This is a genomic window from Mycoplasma sp. 888, from assembly GCF_035609225.1.
In the GTDB taxonomy this organism is placed as follows: Bacteria; Bacillota_I; Bacilli_A; order Mycoplasmatales; family Metamycoplasmataceae; genus Mycoplasmopsis.
Map to the genome: position 1 here is coordinate 68492 of NZ_CP141192.1, position 19565 is coordinate 88056.

Genomic DNA, 19565 nt, shown 5'->3' on the forward strand with positions numbered 1-19565 from the left:
TTCAGTTTTCAAAGAATATTTAGCACCTTTAATGGTGTTTTTTTATTAACTCAAACTATGAAAAAAAATATTTTGTTATATAATACCAATATATTTTAAAAAAGGGGCGAGTACATTGGGTAATTTAATCTATAAAACAAAAAATAGATTAAGAGCATTCTTCACAAATAAAGATTTAACGAAGAAGGCTATTTTTACTTTACTCATGTTGGCAATCTATATTTTAGGAACTACTATAACATTACCATTTGTAAAGATTAAAAATGAAGATGCAATTAGTAGTAACTCTTTTTTAAATACATTAAACTTAATCGGTGGTGGAGGGCTTAGACAGTTCTCACTATTTGCTTTAGGCATTAGTCCATTTATTAATGCTTCTCTTATAATGATGATTTTACAATCAAAAATATTCCCTCCAATCTATAAATTAAGTCAGAGTGGACCGCAAGGTAGAAGAAAAATAAATATTGTTACTAGATTGTTAACAATTGTTATTGCTTACCCACAAGCTGTTTTCTTGATTAAAACACTTGGTAATGGAAATAGTCAATTCATTGAGTTGGATGGATATGGAATTGTATCAAAAGAATTTTTAACATTCTTTATGCTTCCGATGGTTTTAACTTCCGCTTCATTATTTGCTTTATTTATTTCAGAACAAATCACAAATAAAGGAATTGGAAATGGAACAAGTTTAATTATTTTCACAGGTATTGCTGCTAGATTACCATTCCAATTTAAAGAAGCATTCTTACATTACATAGGTGTTGATTTATCTGGCTCAAGCGGCGTACTTGTTGGTATAGTCAACTTCTTCACATATATACTTGTTTACTTACTTGTTTTAATGATTATAGCTATTGTTTATGTAGCAGAAAGACATATACCTATCCAACAAATAGGAGCAGGTAGATCTAAATCTAAAAAAGACATCGGTTATTTACCTATTAAACTAAATCCAGCCGGAATTATGCCTATTATCTTTGCTATGATGGTTTTATCATTTCCGACAATGATTGCAAACGTACTACCAGATGATAATGCATCAAAACAATGAATTAACCAAAATATGCAATTTACTCAACCAATTGGATTTATATTACTTATAGTTGTTATTTTTGCATTCTCATTAGTTATGGGTATTCAACAATCAAAAGTTGATAAGATAGCTGAAGATTTTGCTAAAAATTCAACATTTATTCCAGGTGTAAGACCTGGAGAAGAAACACAAGATTACTTAATTGGGATTGTGTTTAGATTAAGTGTGTTTTCATCATTCTATTTATTAGCGTTAGGAAGTATGCAATTTATTGAAATTATGGCCGGTATTTTACCTAGTGTAATTTCATTTGGTGGTACAGGACTTATGATTTTAGTAAGTGTTGCACTTGAAACAGTAGGACAATTACAAGCAAGAATTAAATCAAATAATTTATCAAAAGCAAAAAGAGAGTCAATTAAAAATATTGAAAGTAACTCAGCAGAAAACGTAGAAGGTTTATTATGATAAATAAAATAAATAAAAATGTGATTTTTATGGGACAACCAGGAGCAGGAAAAGGCACTGTTGCTTCTTTATTGTCAAAAACAAGTAATTTAATTCATTTATCAACAGGTAACATTTTTAGAAACGAAATAGCGCAAAAAACTGAACTTGGTCTTAAAGTTCAAAACATTGTGACAACAGGTGGATATGTACTTGATGAAATCACAAATAAAATTGTTGAAAATGCAATCTTAAAATTAAAAGAAAATAACCAATTTTTTATCCTAGATGGTTTTCCTAGAACTAAAGCTCAAGCCGAGTTCTTAAATTCACTTAAAGACTTTGAATTTATAGTTATCGAGCTTCAAGTAAATAACGAAGAAATCATTAAACGTTTAAGTGGTAGAAGAACATGTGTAAATTGTGGTTCAGGCTACCATGTAGACTTCCAACCACCTAAAGTGGAAGGTGTTTGTGATGTTTGTTCTGATCAAATTATTCAACGTGCAGATGATACACCTGAACGTATTGAACACAGATTAAAAATCTATGAAGAACAAACAAAACCATTAATTGATTACTACAAATCACTCGATGAATTAAGAGTTGTAGATGCTTCAGCTACACCTGAAGAAGTTGCAAAACAGGTACTTGAAATTTTGCAAAAAAGTGATAAAATAAATAAACTTTAAAATATCTAACATATATGTTAGATTATTTTATTTTTTACAAAGAAAGGTGATCTAATTATGTCTTGAGTAAAAACAGAAGAAGAAATTCAAAAGATTACCAAATCTTGTCAAATCTTGGCAGAAGTCAAACAAACAGTTTGAGACTTTGTAAGACCAGGGGTTTCTTTAAAAGATATTGATCAATTGGCTTTTAAAGAAATAATCAAACGTGGAGCTAAACCTGCATTTAAAGGTTATCAAGGTTTTCCAAGTACAGCATGTATATCAGTTAATGAACAATTGATCCACGGAATACCTACAGATCGCATCATAGAAGAAGGTGACATTGTTAGTGTTGACTTAGGATGTATCTGAGAAGGTTTTTATAGTGATAGTGCCTTCACTAAACCGGTCGGAAAAGTTTCGCCTCTAGATCAGAAACTTATTGATGTAGCTAAAGGAGCTTTTGAAGCTGGATTAAAAGCGATTAAAAAAGGTGCTAGAACAGGTGATATATCTTATGCAATAGGTGAATATATCCATAAGCACGGTTTATTTACACCAAGAGACTTTTGTGGTCATGGAATCGGAAGAAGATTACATGAAGATCCTAATATTTTCAATGAAGGTAAAAAAGGAACTGGTCCATTACTTAAAGATGGTATGGTAATTTGTATTGAGCCAATGATTGCCCAAACTAATAAATTTATTCAACTTAGAGATGGGTGAACAATAGTTAGCGCCAATAATACAAGAACAGCTCATTATGAACACACTGTACTTATCAAAAATGGAAAAGGAATCGTGTTAACGAAAGGAATCTAATTGGCAAAAGATGCTATTAAAATAAAAGGTGTTGTCAAAGAAGTTTTCACAATTGATGATTATTTGGTAGAACTTGAAAATGGCATCACAATTAAAGCTCATATTTCTGGAAAGATGAGAATTAACCAGATTCGTATCTTACCAGGTGATACAGTTGATGTCGAAGTAAGTCCTTATGATACAACACAAGGACGTATTACTTACAGACACAAGTAATAAGGAGAACTAATGAAAGTTAGAGCAAGTGTTAAAAAAATGTGTAAAGACTGTAAAATCATTAAACGTAGAGGAATTATCCGTGTTATTTGTGTTCAACCAAAACACAAACAAAGACAAGGGTAATTGTTAGAAAGGATTTTAAATGGCTAGAATTTTAAACGTCGAAATCCCAAACAATAAACGTGTTGTTATTTCGTTAACATACATTTATGGAATTGGAAGAACATTAGCAAAAGAAATTTGTAAAGTAGCAAACATTAGTGAAGATGCTCGTGTAAAAGATTTATCAGAAGAGGAATTATCAAGAATTCGTGAAGCAGCTAAAGTTTACACAACAGAAGGTGACTTACGTAGAGAAGTTTCATTAAACATCAAACGTTTAATGGAAATCAAATGCTACCGTGGAATGAGACACCGTAAAGGATTACCAGTTCGTGGACAAAGTACTCAAAAGAATGCTCGTACACGTAAGGGTCCAAGAAAAACTGTAGCAGGAAAGAAAGGTAAATAATAATGGCTCGTAAAACTAAGAAAAAGAACATTACAAGTGGTGTAGCACACATTCACTCAACAAACCAAAACACAATTGTTACTTTTGCTGATGAAAACGGGAATGTTATTGCTTGAAGTTCAGCAGGAGCAATCGGATACAAAGGTACTAAAAAGAAAACTCCATATGCTGCTGGCTTAGCTGCGCAAGCTGCTGCTGAAGCTGCTAAAGAACACGGAATCAAAACAGTTAAAGTTGAATTAAAAGGTCTTGGAGCTGGAAAAGATGCTGCTAGAAAACAAATCGAAGTTAGCGGTATTACAGTAACAGAAATCAAAGATGTTACACCAGTTCCACACAACGGAACAAGACCACCAAAACGTATCTTAAAACGTGAACGTATGAAAAAATAATTCAAAAGAGGTAAACAATGGAAAAAATGAAAAAATTGGTTTACTTAGATAAACCTGTAATCCACAAAAGAGATGATGTTGCTGAAACAACTTTTGTATTAAGAGGTCTTGAAAGAGGGTTTGGTAATACATTAGCTGTTCCTTTAAGAAGAACATTATTATCAACAATTTCATCATTAGCACCATTTGCAGTTAAAATCGAAGGTGTTGATCATGAATTCCAAACAATCAAAGATGTTACAGAAGATGTTATTACTTTATTAATGAATTTACGTAAAGTTCGTTTTGCTTACAACCCTAACATTGTTAAAGACAACGAAATTGTAAAAGTGACATTACAATCAGAAACTTCTGGAGAAGTTACTTCAAGATCACTTAAAGTAGTTTCACACCCAGGTGTTCAAGTTATTGATACAAACATTAAGTTAGCTACAGTTATGAATGTTAAAGCTCTTAATGTTGAAATTTACTTACGTTCAGGGCGTGGATTTGTTTCATTTGATGAAAACAAAGCTTACATTTCTAAACGTAAAAAAGATGATTTAGCTCCAATGAGTGACATTAAAAAAGGTGAATTTATCGCAGTTGATTCAAACTTCTCACCAATCAAAAAAGTTTACTACAACATCAAGGAAATGAACTCAGCTTCAAACAGAATTGAAGAAGAACTTGAGTTTAACATTGAAACAGACGGAACAGTAGATGCAAAAGATGCTCTTAGACAAGCAGCTGACATTTTAATTGGTCTTCTTGAAGTAATTGGAGACACAGATAAAATGAAAGTTGATATCTTTGAAGAAATCGTTGAAAAACCAGAAGAAAAACAAGAAGATGACATCGATATTTCACAAATGAACTTATCAGTTCGTTCAGCTAATGCACTTAGAAAAATTAAGAAAACTAAATTATCACAAATTAGAGAACTTACAGTTTCACAATTAGAGCAAACAAAGAACTTAGGTAGAAAATCAATTCAAGAAATCATTGATAAAGTTAAAGATTACGGTTTTGAATTAAAAGAAGGAGATGAGTAATATGGCAAACCCAACACAAATCTATTCACGTGACACTAAATGAAGAAACGGTGTAATGCGTTCACTTGTTAGTGAATTATACGTAAACGGAAGAATTGTTACAACTTTAACAAGAGCAAAAGAATTAAGAAGACACGCTGAAAAAATGATTCAAAAAGCTAAAAACCCTACATTAGCAAACAGACGTGCTGTTGCAGGTTTCTTACGTCCAATTAAAACTAAAGATGGTAAAGCTGTATTATCATACTTATTTGATGATATTGCACCAAAATACTCAGAAAGAAACGGTGGATACACAAGAATTATTAAATTACCTCGTCGTCAAGGTGATTCAACACGTATGGCAATTATTGAATTAGTTTAATCTTTACTTTTATATAATAAATATGAGTTTTATATATAGATATCAGTTTACATTTAAACTGATATTTTTTTATTTAACACTAAATAACTTAGTTATATACAATTAACATAAAACTAAACTATTGGTATAATATAACAAACTAAAAAGGATACTATGCTTTTACACTCAATATTTTGAAAAATTAAACACAAAAAGCACCAATATACAGTGCTTTTAATAGATACTTATTTACCTTCTCAAAGGTTCTGAATAAACAAATTAATGCTAAATAAAAACATCATAATCAACTACTTATCATTTAAAAACTCAAATGATAAACACGATGTTTTTGTCTCATTTGACCAAATCCAAGAAATTAAGCAAAACTACATAGAATCTAGATTAAAAAAACAACCTAATTTAGATTTAAATCAACTTGACCTTGAGTTTGATTCAAACACTAGAAACATCATTGGAATGTACATTGCTAAAACACAGAAATATGACGTTGTTGTAGGAGGATATAACACAACTTCAAAATCATTTTATCATAGTGCTCTAAGGGTTTTAGATAAAACAACAAGCACAATTTCATCAGCAATGGTGCTTAATAAAAAATTACAAACTTATGTAGTTTCTGATCCTTCTTTTATTATTGAGCCAACTGAAAAACAATTAGTTGATATAACTAAAAATGCCATGGACTTTAGCAAAAAAGTTCTCGATAAACCAACTGGTGCATTTGTGTCGTTTTCAACAAATGGTTCAAACTCAAGTGCACAAGCTTTAAAAATGTCAAATGCAGCAAAATTGTTTTCAGAAAAATATCCACACGAAAATGTGTATGCAAGTGAAGTTCAAGTTGATGCAGCGTTAAATAACAAAATAAGAGAGAAAAAAGATTTATTCAATTACCAAGATGCTAATGTATTTGTGTTTCCTGATTTAAATTCAGCTAACATATCTTACAAATTTATTCAACAGTTAGGTAAATTCAATGCATATGGTCCTTTTGTTTTAGGATTTAATCAAACTGTTGCAGACTTATCAAGGGGAGCAACGACAAAAGATATAATAGGAACAATTCTTATTTCAATTCTAAACACAAACAAGGAGTGATAATGAATAAAAAAGTTTTAGTAATTAATGCGGGAAGTAGCTCAATTAAATTAAGTTTATTTGATAAAGAATCATTAGAATTAATGGCTAGTGGTATTGCTGAAAGAATTACATTACCTGAGGGAGCTATTTCAATTAAATTCAATGGTCAAAAATTTGAAAAAACAGTAGCAATGCCAAATCATGAAGTTGCTGTTAACAAATTATATGAATTAATGGAAGAAATTAATCTAATCCACCAACCAGAAGAAATTGAATACATTGGATTTAGAATTGTTCAAGGTGGTACATACTTTAACAATACAGCTAAAATCACAGATGAAGCAATTAACATTGTAGATAAAGTTTCGATTTATGCGCCATTACACAATCCAGGGGCAGTGCAATCAATTTACGGATTTAGAAAAGTTTTCCCACACGCTAAATTATCAGGTGACTTCGATACAGCATTTCATACAACAATTAACAAAGTAAATAGCTCATATGCATTACCAAAAGAATTAGTAGAAAAATATGAAATCAAAAGATATGGTGCTCATGGAATTTCACACCAATACATTACAGAAAAACTTGCTCAAATCTTAGGCAAAGAAACTGTAACGTTTGTTAATATGCACTTAGGAAACGGTGGTTCATTATGTGCTGTTAAAGATTCAAAATCATTTGACACATCAATGGGACTTACACCATTAGCTGGAATAATGATGGGAACAAGAAGTGGTGACATTGACCCTTCAATTCATCAATTTGTTATCAACCAATCAGGTTTAAATATCAATCAATTCACAGATATTTTAAATAAACAAAGTGGTCTTTTAGGTGTTTCTACAATTTCTTCAGATATGAGAGATATTTGTGCTGCAGCAGATAAAGGAAATGTAGATGCACAATTTGCACTTGAACTTTACTCACAAAAAATTGCTGACTATGTAGCAGTTTATGCAAACAAAATTGGTGGTAAACCAGACGCGCTTGTTTTCACAGCTGGAATTGGGGAAAACACACCTATTATTAGAGAAATGATTGTAGATAAATTATTCTTTAAAAACATTAAATTAAACTCAGAAGTTAACTATGGACGAATTGGTGAATTCGCTTTAATTTCTGCACCTGATTCAGAAGTTCCAGTTTATGTAATTAGAACAAATGAAGAATTAGTTATTGCAAGAAATGCAATTAAAATTTATGAACAAAACTAAAATAGCTTTATTTCCTGGGTCATTCGATCCATTTCATAAAGGTCACGAATCAATAGTGCAAAAAGCTACCGAGCTTTTTGACAAACTTTATGTTGTTGTAACTTACAATCCTGATAAAGATAATATTGAAAGAATTGAAGAAAATTTTGAAGCAATTAAAAATAAATATCAAGAAAACGATAAAGTAGTTGTCTTAAAAAACTACTTTGATTTAACAGCTGATTTGGCCCATCAATTAAATGCAAAATGACTTGTACGTAGTGCTAGAAATCAAACTGACTTTAATTATGAACTTAAATTAGCTACAGCAAATAATGCTTTAAATAATAATCTTGAAACAATCATAATAATACCTGATTATGAAAACTCAAATATTTCTTCAACTCAAATCAGACAACAGCATAAAGAACAAACAGAAAAAGCAAAACAAAAAAGGAATTTAGGACATGTTTAAATTTATTAAATCATCTACAAACAGAACAAATTGATACGAACATCCAAATTATGAAGTTGCTTTTTGAGGTCGCTCAAACGTTGGAAAAAGCTCATTAATCAATGCAATTGTTGAAAATAAGAAATTAGCAAAAACATCTAAGACCCCAGGTCGTACACAATTAATTAATTATTTTGAAAATGAATTTGGAGCAGTTTTAGTTGACTTACCAGGTTATGGTTATGCAAAAATTTCACAAACTCAAAAAGATAAAATGATTAAGATGATTTATGAATATTTAATAGAAAGAAAAAACCTTAGATGTGTTTACTTATTAATTGATTCTAGACACGGAATTACTAATACAGACGTTCCCGAATTAAATTTTTTAATATCAAATAATATAAACTTTAAGTTAGTTTTCACAAAAACTGACAAACTTAAACAAAAAGACAAAAACCAACTATTAAATCACATTAAAAATTTACGTAATGAATTTGGAAACTTTGAGTATTTCTTAGTTTCTTCAGAAAAAAAAGTCGGAATTGAGCAACTTAGTGACGATTTAACACAAACTCTTTCAGGAGATGAAAATGAAATTGACTAAACAAACATTAAAACCATTATTACTTTTAGGTGGTTCAGTTGTTGTTCTTGGTGGAATAGCAGCTACATCGGCATTATTAGTTAAACAATCAATGAAAAAAACTAATATAAATTATGCAGATTTTAATCTAAATGCTACTGGTTCATTAACTAAAGATAAACATTTAGCTTCTGAATATGCAACAAACCCATTAGTTCCTATTAATGGAACAAAATGAGATAATTCAGCTTGAATTAAAGAACTTACAGTTGACAAAATCCAAACTGAAAGTGATAAAAATCAAGTTGATAATATTAAATCATTTCAATTAACAGCAAGCGATGGAATGGTATTTAATGCGATTGCTCAAGAAGCTAGAGATCAAGGTTATAGAATTGAATTTGTTTCATATGCAAACGATTTAACAGGTACATTATTACTTAAAATGTTAGTTAAAGATAAAAATGCAAATACAGTTAAAACTCACATTTTTGAATTAACTGGTTTTGCAATATTGACTGCTAAAAATCCATATGCCAATTTAACAATTGCTACATTAACTGCTGATACTGAAAAATTATTTAGAGAATTCAAATCTTCAGATGCCTTAAAAACACACTTTGAAGCCTTAGAACAAGATAAAAAAGTTGAATTTATTAAAAATCATTTTTTGACAAAAGAATCATCTAAATTGACTGATTTTAATTGAAGCAGTGTGCAAGTTACATTTGAGGGCAAAATAATGAAATTAAGCATTTCATACAACTTAAATGTATTAGCTGCTACAAAAGAAAATTTAAGTACACAATCAGTATTTAATTTAGAAGAAAATAATAAAGTTGATACTACTGTTGATTTATCATTCTTGGACGCTGTTAGACCGACAATTGAAAATTATTCATTAGTTTCAACAGGTTTATTAGATAAATCAACTCATTTAGCTTCAGAATTTGCTAGTTCTCCAATTCTTCAAATCGGCGATACAAATTGAAACAAAGATAAATGATTAGCAGAACTTAAAACTCAAAATGTAATGACTTCAGAACAAGCTGCTAAAACTGATACAGATAAATCATTTACATTTGTTTATAATGATAATGCAACAACTAAAAATATCTTCTACACTATGTCAAACATCGAATTTACATCATATGCAAATGATGAGACAGGAACTTTATATTTACAATTTAAGAAACTAAATAGTAAAAATGAAGCTGTAGAACAATATATTTATGAACTAACAGGATTTGCAACGGTTGCTGCAGATAATAAATATTCAACATTAATTACTAAATCACTTACATTAAGTGAAGAAAAATTAAAAGCTAACTACTCATCTATTCAAGCATTAAACGATTATGTAACTACTTTAAACGAAGAAACTAAACCTGAATTTATCAAAGCTAACTTCGATTTACAAGTCAATGATTTAGTTACAATTGATTGAGCACAATCAACAATTACAATGGCAGATAAGATATTAAATGTTCATTTAGTGCTCAATCAAAACGTTTTAAAAGCTACAAAAGATGATTTAACTGCTAAATCTGTATTTGCATTAACAAGTGATAATACAATCGAACTTAATCAAGATGTTTCATTTTTAAATCAACAAGTTTAATAAATTATTTGTGAACACAATGTTCTAACAATTAGCGCATTGTGTTTTTATTACTTGTGCGTAGCAATAAAAATATAGAACTAATTACAAACTACCATAAGGTAAAACTTAAAAAATGTTGTAAAATATGTTTATATTTTAAATATATATTTAATTACTAGGAGCAATATGAAAATTACTGATAAAAGAACTAAATTAGTTGCTACAATTGGTCCATCAAGTGATAACTATGATATGTTATTATCATTAGTTCAAAATGGTGTAACAACAATTAGAGCAAACTTTAGCCACGGTTCACACGAAGAACAATTAAATAAATTTGCATTAGGAAAAAGAGTTTCACAAGAATTAAAAGTTCCAGTTTCTCTTATGTTAGATACTAAAGGACCTGAAATTCGTATTGGAAAAATGAAAGATGGAGCTCAAGTTGTGCAATCAGGTACAGAAATGATCATCTACACAACACAAGAAAAATATCTTTCACACGAAGGTACATCAACAGAAATTACAGTTGCATATGATATGGCACAAGACTTATCTGTTGGAAACCAAGTTTTAATTGATGATGGTAAATTATCAACAGTAGTTACAGAAGTTGGAAATGGTTACGTAAAAGTTAAAGCTGAAAACACACACAAATTAAAAACAAACAAACGTGTTAACTTACCAGGTGTTGACTTCTCATTACCATTCTTAGCTGAAAAAGACATCAACGACGTTAAATTCGGAATTAAAAGTGGAATTAACTATGTTGCTGCTTCATTTGTTAACTCAGCTAAAAACGTTAAAGAATTAAGAAAATTATTAGATGACAACGGTGGAAAACACATTCAAATCTTCTCAAAAATTGAATCACATTTAGGATGTGTAAACATTGATGAAATTATTGAAGCATCAGACGGTATTATGGTTGCTCGTGGAGACTTAGGATTAGAAATTCCTTACTACGATGTTCCATACTATGAAAAAATGTTCATTAGAAAATGTCGTGAAGCTGGTAAACCAGTTATCGTTGCAACACAAATGTTAGACTCAATGGAAAACTCGCCACACCCAACACGTGCTGAAGTTACAGACGTTTACTATGCAGTTGAATTAGGAGCTGACTCAACAATGCTTTCAGGAGAAAGTGCAAACGGTTCATTCCCATTAGAGGCTGTTAAAACAATGTCAGCTATTTCAAGAAGAGCAGAAAAAGAATTCTACTCAAGAAACTACTATGAAATTCAATTAGAAAAAGTTTGAAAAAATTCAGATCAAACAAACAAACGTTCACAAATTGCTTACTCAATAGCTCAAAAAGCACAACAAGGAAAATACAAATATGTTGTTGTTTTATCAAGAACAGGAGCTTTATTAAAAGAAGTTGCTAAATTCAGACCTAACTCAACAGTTATTGGTATTGTAAATGATCCATTATTAATCAATGCATTCGGTTCATATTCATCAGTATGAAACTCAGTTGATTCAGAATCATTATTCCCACTTATAAAACAAGATCACGAAAATGCTGTTTCAGCATTAGAACCATACGGAATTCAACAAGGAGATGCTTTCTTAGTTGTTGAAAACGATCAAATTACAGAACACGTTGTTAAGTAATTTGCATTAAGTAATTAATTACTAAAACACCTATGTATTAGGTGTTTTTATTTTTACCCTCAAAAAATCAATTTGCTATAATTAAAAAATTAATTAGTAAACTAATTATTCCTTACTTTTAAAACACATAATACATAATGAAAGAGAGAAAAATATGGAAAATGTAAATATTTTCGCTCTTGGAGGACAAGACGAAAACGGTAAAAACTGTTATGTTTTTGAATATAATGACGACATTTTTATAGTTAATGCAGGAGCTAAGGTGCCTTTAAATATGTCAAATGGTGTTAATACACTTATTCCAAATTTTGATTATTTAGTCAAAAACAAAGACAGAATTAAAGGTTTATTTATCACAGACATTAAGAATGAAACATTCAGTGCAATCCCTTGATTATTAATGAAAATTCCTAACCTTAAAATCTATACTTCGGCATTTAATCAAGTTTTAGTTATTGACAGAATTACAAAATACGATATTCAACTTAAAAAAGGACAAGTTCAAGTTATTAGACAAAAACTTCAATTTGGTGATTTAACAATCGTTCCTTTTGGACTAACAGGTTCAATGCCCGGAAACATTGGGTTTAACTTCCAAACTAAAACAGGTGACTACTTATTTATGTTTAACTATGTTGAAGGTAACTTAGGAATTTATGGGAAAGTTCACTTCCCATTACTTGCAAAATACTTTGAAGGTAGAAAAATTGTAGCTATTGTTTCAGATGCTGGTAAATCAAATGTTTCAGGCAGAGGAATTGAAAAATATAATGCATATACCGAACTTGATGATATTTTCAAGAAAGCAAATCCTAATGAAAAAATAATTGTTGGCGCATATGGTGAAGAAATGATTACATTGCAACAAGTTTTAGATTTAGCAATCAAATACAACAGACCAGTAGTTCCATATGGAAAAACATATGCTGATTTATTAGATTTAATTTCTAAATTCTCAACAGTGGTCCCATTACCAAAATTAATTGACCACAGACAAATTAATAAGCATTCAAATGCTATTGTTTTAATTACTGCATCAACTGAAAGACTTTATTCACGTTTCAATAGAATTACAGAAAATAATGACGTTTATTTAAAAATTAAATCTACTGATACTGTAATTATGTTAGCTCCACCAGTTAATGGTCTTGAGTCTGATTATGCACAAACAATGGATGAAATAGCTAAAATCACACACAACCTATTTGATATTAGCGAAAAAATGTTCTTTTATGTAAGACCTACAAGAGATGATTTAGTTTCACTTGTAAAAGTTCTTAAACCAGATGTATTCATACCTGCTCAAGGTTTATACAGATATTTAGTTTCAGCTAGTGACTACATTAATGATGAACTTAAGAATGTTCAAGACATCAATACACTTGTCTTAATGAATGGAAAAATAGCTCACTTTATTAATGGTAAATTATTTAGTCACAATGGAAAAGTTAAAGAAGTTGGAACTACTATTATTGATGGTTTTGGAGTTGGAGACATTTCGTCAGAAGTTATTTCTGAAAGAGAATTTTTGGGTAGAGAAGGTGTTATTGTGATCAATATTATGTACGATTCGAAAACACGTAACTTAACAGGACAATTACGCATTAATTATGTTGGTGTTATTGATATTTCTGAGCAAGAGCGAATGACTAACTTAATTAAACAAATCGTTGTAGATGTAGTCAAATCAAACAACTTCAAACGTATATATGATTTAAATGAAAAATTACGTAAAACAATTAGAAAAAAAATATTCAAAGCAACTGATAAAGACCCTATGATTGCTTTGTCACTTTTAGCTGTTTAGAGGTGAATATGTTTGAAAATTTAAAATGAGAAGAAGCTAAAAAAATAATTGAAGCTAATAAAGATAACGAATTAATCTTCTTAAATTTCACTACTCAATGATGTGGTGATTGTAAAATGATGAGACCTATTGTAGAAGAAATTGCTAAAGAATATGAAGGAAATCATAGAATTCGTTTCATTAATGTGGATGCTGAAGAAGCTAAATTATTCAGAGTTCCTAATACAAAATGACAAGTTTTAAAGGTTCCTACAATGATGTTATTACAAGGTCAAACTATCCAAGAAAAAGCTTATGAATACGTTCCATTTCAGATTTTAAATAACTGAATTTTAAAGAAAATTTCATAAGAAAAAGCTCCTTGATACACGGAGAGGAGTTGCTAGAAATAAAAACAGAAATTTTGGTTTCTGTTTTTTAATTTTTACTATATAATCAATAAGCAACTATAGCTATGAATTTTAAGGTTGTCAACGTGTCAAAATGTTGTTGAGGACACGTTGAGTTTTTAAAAGGAGCTATGTTCAAAATCAAGAACAAAGGAGACAACAATGAGTAAGTTAAACATCAAAGTTAAAGGGTTTGACCATGCATTAGTTGATGCTGCTGCAAAAAGAATTTATGAAATTGCAAAAGCAACAGACGCTAAAGTAAGTGGACCAATTCCTTTACCTACAAAAAGAGATGAAATTACTATCTTAAGATCTGTTCACGTTAACAAGAAAAGCCGTGAACAATTCGAAAGCAGAACACACCAAAGATTAGTTGTAATTACCGATCCTTCTGCTAAAACTCAAGATCAATTACAAAGACTTGAATTACCAGCTGGTGTGGATATTCAAGTTAAAGTTAAATAATCAAATTTAATACCCAATTTTTAAGGAGACAATATGAAAGGAATCTTAGGACGTAAAGTTGGTATGACTCAAATCTTTACTGAATCAGGAAAAAGTGTTCCTGTTACAGTAATCGAAGTACAACCAAATGTTGTTTCAAAAGTTTTAACAAACGACAAAGATGGTTACGTTGCAACACAACTTGCTACAGCTGATAAAAAAGCAAGTAGAGCAAATAAACCTGAAATCGGTCACTTTGCTAAAGCTTCAACAACACCTAAGCGCTTCGTTAAAGAAGTTCGTGATATGTCAGGATACGAACTTGGAGATTTAATTAAAGCTGACATTTTTAAAGCAGGTGAACTTGTAGATGTTACAGGTACATCAAAAGGGAAAGGGTTCGCTGGTACAATTAAAAGACATAACCAACACATCGGACCTAAATCTCACGGTGGAGGTGGAGGATCTCAACCTATTAGACAAACAGGATCACTTGGGGATATATCAGGTAACCGTGTTTACAAAGGTATGACAATGCCAGGACACCTTGGACATGTTAAAACAACAGTTCAAAACTTAGAAGTTGTTAAAGTAGATGTAGAAAACAACTTATTATTAATCAAAGGTTCAATTCCAGGGCCTAAAAAATCATTCGTAGTAGTAAAAGAAGCGGTTAAAGGATTACCAAGCCGTGAAGAAATTAAATTAGTAAACGTTAAAGAAGCTATGTTAATGAACGAACTTATTGAAAAAGCTAAAAAATTCAACATTGAAGTTACAGTTGGAATGAACGCACAACAATTACAAGAATTAATTGATGCTGCAGAACCAAACAAAGGAGAATAATTTATGGCAGAAACAGTTAAAAAATCTACAACAGCTAAAAAAGCTGCTCCTAAATCAGCTCCAGCTAAAAAAGCTTCAACAAAACCAGCTGCTCCTAAATCAGCTAAAGTTACAGTTCAAAAAGACAAAAACGTTGCTAAAGTTGCTCATAAAGCAGATTTACCAGCACAATTATTTGCTAGTGAAAAAATTTATGAACAAGCAGTATTTGACTCAATCTTATCAGAGAGAGCATCAAGAAGACAAGGAACACACAAAGTTAAAAACCGTTCAGAAGTAAGTGGTTCAGGTAAAAAACCTTGAAGACAAAAAGGAACAGGTAGAGCACGTCACAGTTCTATGCGTTCACCAATCTGAGTTGGAGGGGGAAGAGCATTCGGACCTAAACCAAACAGAAACTACTCACTTAAAGTTAACAAGAAAGTTAAATTCCGTGCATTTATTTCAGCTTTAACATTATTAGCACAAGATCAAGCTGTTATCGTTGATGATTTAGCATTAGACACAATCTCAACAAAAACAGTTGCTGCTAAATTAGCTGAATTACAAGTAGCGAACTTAAAACATGTTTTAGTTGTTACAGAAAACACAATGGTTTACAAATCAGTTAGAAACTTACCAAACGTTACAGTTGTTAAAGCTAATTCATTAACAGTTGAAGCCGCTATTGCTGCTGACGTCATGATTGTTTCAAACGAAAGTCTTGAATTATTAAAAGGGAGAATTAAATAATGGAATTAACAAGAATCATTAAAGCTCCAGTTTTAACTGAAAAATCAGACATTCAAAGAGCTAAAGGTGTTTATACATTCAAAGTAGACTTCCACGCAAACAAATTCCAAATTGCACAAGCTGTTGAAACAATTTTCCAAGTTAAAGTTGACAAAGTTAGAACAATCAAAGTTGATAAAAAAGCTAAAAACGTAGGACGTTTCCACGGATTTACAAACCGTTACAAAAAAGCTATGGTTACTTTAAAAGAAGGTTCAACATTAAACTATGTTCCATCAGACGCTGAAGAAGCAGTTTTAGCTGAAACTAAAGCTAAAGCAGATGAAACTAAAAAAGCAAAAGCTTCTAAGGCTTCAGAAGTTGAGAAAAAAGCTGCTGCTAAATTAGCTGCTAAAAAAACAAACACAGCAGTTAAGAAAACTACTACAAAACGTAAAGTTGGTGGAGAATAATTAAATCCGATGAACTTTATGTTCAATTTAAATAATTAGTTAAGGGGTTTAGATAATTGCTTAAAAGATAATCTTGCAAATCCCCGAATATTTTTAAGCAAAGGAGAAGACAAATGGCTATTAAACATTTTAAGCCAACTACAAATGGTCGTAGAAACATGTCTACTCTTGATTACAGACAAAACTTATCAGGTCACGCTCCAGAAAAATCACTTTTAGTGAATTTAAAAAATCATGCTGGGCGTAACAACCAAGGTAAAATTACTGTTAGACATCATGGAGGACGTGTTAAAAGATTCTACAGACTTGTAGACTTTAAACGTAATAAAGATAACATCCCTGCTACAGTAAAAACTATTGAATATGATCCAAACAGATCAGCAAACATTAGTTTAGTTGTATATGCAGATGGAGAAAAAAGATACATTTTAGCTCCTAAAGGTATTAAATTAGGACAAAAAGTTGTTTCAGGAGACAACGTAGATATTATTGTTGGTAACACATTACCACTTTCAAACATTCCTGAAGGTACATTTGTACACAATATTGAAATGCAACCAGGTGCTGGAGGACAAATTGCACGTAGTGCAGGTACATCAGCTCAAATCCTTGGTAAAGATGACAATGGAAAATACGTAGTGTTAAGATTAAAATCTGGTGAAACACGTCGTATCTTAGCTCGTTGCCGTGCAACAATTGGTGTTGTAGGAAACGAAGAACACTTATTAGTAAATATTGGTAAAGCTGGAATTAACAGACACAAAGGTATTAGACCTACAGTACGTGGATCAGTAATGAACCCAGTAGATCACCCACATGGAGGAGGGGAAGGTAAACAGCCAGTTGGTCGTAAAGCTCCTCTTACACCATGAGGTAAAAAAGCTCTTGGAGTTAAAACAAGAAAAACTAAGAAATCTTCAAATAAACTTATTTTAAGAAGAAGAAAGGATGCTAAATAATGGCACGTAGTCTTAAAAAAGGTCCATTCGCAGATGACCATTTACTTAAAAAAGTAGATGCTATCATTGAAGGAAAAGCACCTAAAAAACCAATTAAAACTTGATCAAGACGTTCAACAATTTTCCCTAACTTCGTTGGATTAACATTTGCAGTTCACAACGGAAAACAATTTGTTGAAGTTTACGTTACAGATGACATGGTAGGTCACAAATTAGGAGAATTCTCACCAACTAGAACATTCTCTGGTCACGGTGCAGATAAAGGGAAGAAGAAATAATGCAAAAACAACAAGCAAAAGCTCACGTTAAATTGCAAAGAGTTAGTGTATCTAAAGCTAAATTAGTTGCAAACTTATTTAGAGGTAAAGATGTAACTGTTGCTTTAGGATTATTACACAACACAAACAAAAAATCAGCTCCTATTTTCATCAAGTTATTAAACTCAGCTGTTGCTAACGCAACACACAACCATGGTTTAGATGCTACAAAATTATTCGTAAAAGAAGTTTATGTAAATGAAGGTCCAACTCTTAAAAGATTCCAACCAAGAAGCCAAGGTAGAGCTTACTCTATCTTAAAACGTACATCAAATTTATCAATCACATTAGAGGAGAGAAATTAATATGGGACAAAAGGTTAATCCAAATGGTTTCCGTTACGGAATTTCAAAAGCTCACAACTCACAATGATTTGCAGAAAAAGCTAACTTTGGTTCATACTTAGTTGAAGATGCTAAAATCTACAAATTCTTTGATAAATTAGTACGTCAATACCAAATTGGTAAAGTTGAAGTAAAACGTAATGCAAACAACAAAGTTACAGTTTTAGTTCACACAGCTAAACCAGCTGCTATGTTAGGTGCTGAAGGTAAAAACATTCAAGACTTAACATTAGCATTATCAAAATTTATTAAAAACAAAAATTTAAACTTAAATGTTCAAGTTTTAGAACTTAAAAATCCAGATTTAAATGCAAAATTACTTGCAGAAATGATTGCGACAAAATTAGAAAACCGTGAAAGTTTCCGTTCAGCACAAAAAATTGCTATTAGAAATGTAATGCGTGCTGGTGCTAAAGGTATCAAAACAGCTGTTTCAGGACGTTTAAACGGAGTTGATATGGCTAGAACAGAAGGATACTCAGAAGGAGAAATGAAACTTCACACATTAAGACAAGATGTTGATTACGCTACAGCTACTGCTAGAACAACATACGGTGCAATTGGTGTTAAAGTTTGAGTATCATTAGGTGAAAAATTGGAAGGAGATAAATAATGCTTCAACCAAAAAGAACCAAATACAGAAAACCATTCATTCAAAGACACGACAAACGTAAAGCAACAAAAGGAAACAAAGTTTCTTTTGGAGAATTTGGTTTACAAGCTGTAACATCTGCTTGAGTAACAGCTCGTCAAATCGAATCAGCTCGTATTGCTGCTACACGTAGAATGGGACGTGAAGGGGAAGTTGTTATCCGTATTTTCCCTCATTTTGCTAAAACATCAAAACCAATTGGTGTACGTATGGGATCAGGGAAAGGTACTCCTGAATTATGATATACAGCAGTTAAAGTTAATACAGTTATGTTCGAAGTGTCAGGTGTTGCAGAAGATGTAGCAAGAGATGCTTTAAGATTAGCTGGTCACAAATTACCTGTTAAATGAAAAATTATTAAAAGAGAAAAAGGAGATAAATAATGCTTTACAAAGAATTAAAAAATAAATCAGTTGATGAATTAAACACATTAGTTGAACAACTTAAAGCAGAATTATTTACTTTAAGATATCAAAACGTTACAGGTGATTTAAAAGAAACACACAAAATTGCAAACATTAGAAAAGACATTGCTAAAGTTAAAACAGCTTTAAATGAAAAAAAAGGAGCTAAATAATT

26 protein-coding genes and 1 pseudogene are annotated in these 19565 nt (G+C 30.9%); all 27 read left to right on the forward strand.

Translation table 4 applies throughout. The features are described from left to right. The first annotated feature begins 115 nt into the window (after positions 1 to 115). The 27 genes and pseudogenes from secY to rpmC all read left to right on the forward strand — a co-directional run bounded on the left by secY (position 116) and on the right by rpmC (position 19563). The gene (gene secY / locus U5U50_RS00395; RefSeq protein ID WP_324672875.1) at positions 116 to 1510 is read left to right on the forward strand and encodes a preprotein translocase subunit SecY; all 1395 of its coding nucleotides are present in this window, start codon (positions 116 to 118) and stop codon (positions 1508 to 1510) included. Further along, on the forward strand, positions 1504 to 2178 hold the full coding sequence (locus tag U5U50_RS00400) for a nucleoside monophosphate kinase (protein ID WP_324672877.1): 675 nt from the start codon (positions 1504 to 1506) through the stop codon (positions 2176 to 2178). Before secY ends, U5U50_RS00400 begins: the two co-directional genes overlap by 7 nt. 57 nt (positions 2179 to 2235) lie before the next feature. Further along, complete coding sequence (map, locus tag U5U50_RS00405; RefSeq protein ID WP_324672879.1) at positions 2236 to 2982, forward strand: type I methionyl aminopeptidase; 747 nt, start codon at positions 2236 to 2238, stop codon at positions 2980 to 2982. Further along, on the forward strand, positions 2983 to 3198 hold the full coding sequence (gene infA, locus U5U50_RS00410; protein WP_324672881.1) for a translation initiation factor IF-1: 216 nt from the start codon (positions 2983 to 2985) through the stop codon (positions 3196 to 3198). 12 nt (positions 3199 to 3210) lie between these two features. Further along, positions 3211 to 3324 carry a 50S ribosomal protein L36 gene (rpmJ, locus tag U5U50_RS00415; RefSeq protein WP_257089263.1) on the forward strand — a complete coding sequence of 38 codons (114 nt, stop codon included), beginning with the start codon at positions 3211 to 3213 and terminating at the stop codon, positions 3322 to 3324. Between the two features lie 19 nt (positions 3325 to 3343). Next, a complete protein-coding gene (gene rpsM / locus U5U50_RS00420; RefSeq protein ID WP_257089265.1) occupies positions 3344 to 3712 on the forward strand; it encodes a 30S ribosomal protein S13 in 369 nt (122 codons plus the stop codon). Positions 3713 to 3714: 2 nt separating this feature from the next. Beyond that, complete coding sequence (rpsK, locus tag U5U50_RS00425; protein WP_257089267.1) at positions 3715 to 4104, forward strand: 30S ribosomal protein S11; 390 nt, start codon at positions 3715 to 3717, stop codon at positions 4102 to 4104. A gap of 17 nt (positions 4105 to 4121) precedes the next feature. Further along, entirely contained in the window at positions 4122 to 5138 is a 1017-nt protein-coding gene (locus U5U50_RS00430; RefSeq protein WP_324672885.1) for a DNA-directed RNA polymerase subunit alpha, read from the forward strand. A gap of 1 nt (position 5139) precedes the next feature. Further along, positions 5140 to 5502 carry a 50S ribosomal protein L17 gene (rplQ, locus tag U5U50_RS00435; RefSeq protein WP_324672887.1) on the forward strand — a complete coding sequence of 121 codons (363 nt, stop codon included), beginning with the start codon at positions 5140 to 5142 and terminating at the stop codon, positions 5500 to 5502. A 261-nt stretch (positions 5503 to 5763) separates the two neighbouring features. Next, complete coding sequence (locus U5U50_RS00440) at positions 5764 to 6603, forward strand: phosphate acyltransferase (protein ID WP_324672890.1); 840 nt, start codon at positions 5764 to 5766, stop codon at positions 6601 to 6603. Further along, on the forward strand, positions 6603 to 7799 hold the full coding sequence (locus tag U5U50_RS00445; RefSeq protein ID WP_324672892.1) for an acetate/propionate family kinase: 1197 nt from the start codon (positions 6603 to 6605) through the stop codon (positions 7797 to 7799). Before U5U50_RS00440 ends, U5U50_RS00445 begins: the two co-directional genes overlap by 1 nt. Further along, the gene (gene coaD, locus U5U50_RS00450; protein ID WP_324672894.1) at positions 7786 to 8253 is read left to right on the forward strand and encodes a pantetheine-phosphate adenylyltransferase; all 468 of its coding nucleotides are present in this window, start codon (positions 7786 to 7788) and stop codon (positions 8251 to 8253) included. The genes U5U50_RS00445 and coaD overlap by 14 nt, the downstream gene beginning before the upstream one ends. Next, positions 8246 to 8839, forward strand: coding sequence for a ribosome biogenesis GTP-binding protein YihA/YsxC (yihA, locus tag U5U50_RS00455; RefSeq protein WP_324672896.1), 594 nt, complete (start codon positions 8246 to 8248; stop codon positions 8837 to 8839). Before coaD ends, yihA begins: the two co-directional genes overlap by 8 nt. Next, a complete protein-coding gene (locus tag U5U50_RS00460; RefSeq protein ID WP_324672897.1) occupies positions 8826 to 10439 on the forward strand; it encodes an MAG1430 family protein in 1614 nt (537 codons plus the stop codon). The genes yihA and U5U50_RS00460 overlap by 14 nt, the downstream gene beginning before the upstream one ends. Positions 10440 to 10607: 168 nt before the next feature. Then, the gene (gene pyk / locus U5U50_RS00465) at positions 10608 to 12041 is read left to right on the forward strand and encodes a pyruvate kinase (RefSeq protein ID WP_324672899.1); all 1434 of its coding nucleotides are present in this window, start codon (positions 10608 to 10610) and stop codon (positions 12039 to 12041) included. Positions 12042 to 12195: 154 nt separating this feature from the next. Further along, positions 12196 to 13848: a ribonuclease J gene (locus U5U50_RS00470; protein ID WP_324672902.1), complete on the forward strand. Its 1653-nt coding sequence runs from the start codon at positions 12196 to 12198 to the stop codon at positions 13846 to 13848. Positions 13849 to 13856: 8 nt separating this feature from the next. Then, positions 13857 to 14198, forward strand: a complete 342-nt coding sequence (locus U5U50_RS00475; RefSeq protein WP_324672905.1) for a thioredoxin family protein — start codon at positions 13857 to 13859, stop codon at positions 14196 to 14198. A gap of 201 nt (positions 14199 to 14399) precedes the next feature. Further along, positions 14400 to 14705, forward strand: a complete 306-nt coding sequence (gene rpsJ, locus U5U50_RS00480) for a 30S ribosomal protein S10 (protein WP_257089286.1) — start codon at positions 14400 to 14402, stop codon at positions 14703 to 14705. Between the two features lie 33 nt (positions 14706 to 14738). Beyond that, positions 14739 to 15362, forward strand: a pseudogene (gene rplC, locus U5U50_RS00485) (50S ribosomal protein L3); the annotation flags it as partial. Positions 15363 to 15533: 171 nt separating this feature from the next. Next, positions 15534 to 16262, forward strand: coding sequence for a 50S ribosomal protein L4 (gene rplD / locus U5U50_RS00490; RefSeq protein WP_324672907.1), 729 nt, complete (start codon positions 15534 to 15536; stop codon positions 16260 to 16262). After that, positions 16262 to 16714 (forward strand): 50S ribosomal protein L23, encoded by a 453-nt coding sequence (gene rplW / locus U5U50_RS00495; RefSeq protein WP_324672909.1) that lies wholly within the window; start codon positions 16262 to 16264, stop codon positions 16712 to 16714. The genes rplD and rplW overlap by 1 nt, the downstream gene beginning before the upstream one ends. A gap of 113 nt (positions 16715 to 16827) precedes the next feature. Continuing rightward, positions 16828 to 17673, forward strand: coding sequence for a 50S ribosomal protein L2 (rplB, locus tag U5U50_RS00500; protein WP_323176678.1), 846 nt, complete (start codon positions 16828 to 16830; stop codon positions 17671 to 17673). After that, complete coding sequence (rpsS, locus tag U5U50_RS00505; protein WP_324672911.1) at positions 17673 to 17951, forward strand: 30S ribosomal protein S19; 279 nt, start codon at positions 17673 to 17675, stop codon at positions 17949 to 17951. Before rplB ends, rpsS begins: the two co-directional genes overlap by 1 nt. Next, entirely contained in the window at positions 17951 to 18295 is a 345-nt protein-coding gene (rplV, locus tag U5U50_RS00510) for a 50S ribosomal protein L22 (RefSeq protein ID WP_257089299.1), read from the forward strand. The genes rpsS and rplV overlap by 1 nt, the downstream gene beginning before the upstream one ends. A gap of 1 nt (position 18296) precedes the next feature. After that, on the forward strand, positions 18297 to 18947 hold the full coding sequence (gene rpsC, locus U5U50_RS00515) for a 30S ribosomal protein S3 (RefSeq protein WP_324672914.1): 651 nt from the start codon (positions 18297 to 18299) through the stop codon (positions 18945 to 18947). Further along, the gene (gene rplP / locus U5U50_RS00520; RefSeq protein WP_324672916.1) at positions 18947 to 19369 is read left to right on the forward strand and encodes a 50S ribosomal protein L16; all 423 of its coding nucleotides are present in this window, start codon (positions 18947 to 18949) and stop codon (positions 19367 to 19369) included. The genes rpsC and rplP overlap by 1 nt, the downstream gene beginning before the upstream one ends. Continuing rightward, the gene (gene rpmC, locus U5U50_RS00525; RefSeq protein ID WP_323176676.1) at positions 19369 to 19563 is read left to right on the forward strand and encodes a 50S ribosomal protein L29; all 195 of its coding nucleotides are present in this window, start codon (positions 19369 to 19371) and stop codon (positions 19561 to 19563) included. The genes rplP and rpmC overlap by 1 nt, the downstream gene beginning before the upstream one ends. Positions 19564 to 19565 lie beyond the last annotated feature (2 nt).